Source organism: Streptomyces sp. sk2.1 (assembly GCF_008120935.1).
Taxonomy (GTDB): domain Bacteria; phylum Actinomycetota; class Actinomycetes; order Streptomycetales; family Streptomycetaceae; genus Streptomyces.
In genome coordinates, this window is sequence record NZ_RDBO01000136.1 from 1 (window position 1) to 2,669 (window position 2,669).

The 2,669-nt window shown below is 72.7% G+C and carries 2 protein-coding genes; one reads left to right on the forward strand and one right to left on the reverse strand.

All coding sequences use genetic code 11. The annotated features are described in order from the left end of the window. Nucleotides 1–267: 267 nt before the first annotated feature. Nucleotides 268–2,493, reverse strand: coding sequence for a DEAD/DEAH box helicase (locus tag EAO76_RS41410; RefSeq protein WP_262376196.1), 2,226 nt, complete (start codon nucleotides 2,491–2,493; stop codon nucleotides 268–270). On the opposite strand from EAO76_RS41410, the gene EAO76_RS47060 reads away from it, so the two are divergent. After that, nucleotides 2,483–2,669, forward strand: a 187-nt coding sequence (locus tag EAO76_RS47060; RefSeq protein ID WP_399463715.1) for a hypothetical protein, incomplete at its 3' end; no start/stop codon positions are given. The two genes, EAO76_RS41410 and EAO76_RS47060, sit on opposite strands and share 11 nt — an antisense overlap.

Genomic DNA, 2,669 nt, shown 5'->3' on the forward strand with positions numbered 1-2,669 from the left:
GGGCTGTACCGGGGGCTGGAGGGGTGCACCCGGCGGGGGACCGGAGGTGTKACCGCAGGTATGGACCCTCCCAAATCGGACACCGCYCGTTTSYGCAGGTCAGCCCCGGCGGGCAAGCCGCCCTGGTGYGCGGACACCTCTTTGCCCGCGATAGCCGGGGGAGAGGTACCACCCGGGGCAGGGGTGCGGGACGGCGTCAGGCCGGACAGCCRTCACAGCCGRCCACGAAGCACGGCACGCAGAAGGGGCGGGCCCGAGCGCCCGCCCCTACCAGCGCATSCCGAGCGCRTCCAGRTCCGCCCGCCGCTCCTCGGTGAGCYKGTCGCCGCGCCGCCGCGCGTTGTCGACCCACGTRCCSAGCCGCACCACCACAGCCTYRCCASYGCCCCCCTGACGGTCCGACRCMSCSGGYTCGGCCRCCAGGTGCTCGACRTGCTTCCGAGGCACCCGMARGTGCCCCTCACGGGCGTGGAAAGCMCGCGCCGCCGCCAGCCCAAGCGCCCACTTCGCATCGTGCCCCCGACCCGCCACCGCCCGCTCCGCAGCCGGTTCGACCCCCAGGTGCTCCAGCAGCACCTGCTGCGCGGGCACCAGCCGCCCCCACACCTCCTCATCCCGCTGCGCAGCCACCCACCGGCCGAGGTCCTCGCCCTGGACCACCACCGCCCCGGCCACGGCCGGGAGCGCCCCACCGGCCCGCACGTGCGCCTGCACCAAGCGCAGACGGCGCTGCCACGTCGTCTCCCACACCGGACACCACCCCGGATCGACCGCGTCGAGTTCGTCCTGCCGCGCCCGCGTCATCGCCCCGGCCGACGACACCACCGGACGGCCGGCCTCGCGCAGCGCCTCGTTCGCCACCGCCCGCCGCGCCGCCGCCCGCTGGTTCTTCGCCCACTCACCGATGGGGAAGTCCTTCCAGACCGCGTTGGTCGGGGGCAGGAGGTGCCCGTGCGTCTCGGCGTAGAGCCGAGCCACCATCAAGCCGTCCTCCCATGCCGCGTCCCGCTCCGACCACACCATCCCCAGCGCCTCCAGCTCGACCACGCGCCCGGCCTCCAGCGACCCGTCGGCGTAGGCGGTCCGCTGGGACGCCAGCCACCGACCCAGCGGATACCCACCCACCGAGCCCCACTCCACCGGCGCCTCGTACGCGAACGGCACCCGCAGCGCGGCGCCCCCTGTCTCGCGCAGCCACCGCGCCGCGGCCTCCACCCCGCGCCGCCAGTACGCCCCTTCCGGGTCGATCACCCGCAGCCGCACAAAGCTGGCCAGCGCCGCCGGATCACGCGCCTCACTGAACCGCAGCACCGAGCCCGCCGAAGCGCTCACCTGCGGATCCGCCCCGGATCCCTCGTCGTCCTCGTCGCCCTGGCCCTCGTGCTCCTGGCCCTCGTCGACGCCCTCGGCACCCTGCTCCCGGCCGCTGCGGACACGAGGATCGGCCAGCCTTTCGATGGTGTCCGCATCGTGCGCCCGAAGAGCACCAAGGATTTTCGCGAGAGTCGAGTAGGAATGGGAAGTAAGCATTTCGTCCGGATCCTCGTCCGGCCCAAGGAAAACCGGCACAATCAGCGTTGCCAGCTTTCCCCGTCCCGGACTGGTGCGCAGAGCACGCCCGACCATCTGCACGATGTCGACCATCGACCCGCGCGCATCCGCGAAAAGCACCGCGTCACATTCTGCCGTATCCACCCCCTCACCGAGCACCTTTACGGAGCTGAGAACGCGAAGCGCAGCAGGGGTATTTGAATTCCCGTCAAGGAAATCCGAAGAGAATTCGGCCAGGACCTTCCGGCGGTGCGCGGGAGGGTGCTCGCCGTAGAGCCAGTCCACCCACACCCCGCTCGCGGGCGGGTAGGTACCCGGCTCCTCCTCGGCCAGGCGCGCCGCCACTCCCGGCACCCCGGCCGCCATCGCCTCCGCATCGCCCACCCGGCTGTGGAAGGACAGCACCCGCCGCACCCGCTCCTCGACCGCAGCCCGCATCAGACCACTCTGAATCGCCGCCAGCCGAGCCCCCCGCGACGCCCCCGTCCCCAGACCGCCATCGGCCAGGGCCGCGTAGACCTCCGGGTCACGGATGTCCAGACACAGCACCTGATACGGCGCCACGATGCCCCGCCGGACTGCCTCTGACAGGGAGAGTTTGTAGGCCACCGGCCCGAAGACAGGGCTCTCCGGGTCCATGCTCGCCACCAGGCGCGGCACCCCGCCCTCACTGTCGGGCGCCTCCCAGATCCGCGCCGTCGCCGTCATGTACAGCCGCCGCACCGCCGGAACCCGCTGCTGATCGTGCACCGCCGCCCACGGCTTGCCCAGCTCACCACTCGTGCGGTGAGCCTCGTCCACCACCACCAGATCCCACGCCGGGAGACCCGCCGCGTGCGCCCGCTGAAGCACCGCCAGCGAGGCGTACGTCGCGACCGCCGTCACGGTCTCCAAGTCCCGCACCCACTCCGTCAGATCACCCGGATCGGTGGTGCACGGCATCCCCCCGGCCTCCTCACCCCGCAGCGAGCACACCCCGACCAACGCGGTCTGGAAGGACTTCCCCATCGGTGAGTGGGCGAAGAACCAGCGGGCGGCGGCGCGGCGGGCGGTGGCGAACGAGGCGCTGCGCGAGGCCGGCCGTCCGGTGGTGTCGTCGGCCGGGGCGATGACGCGGG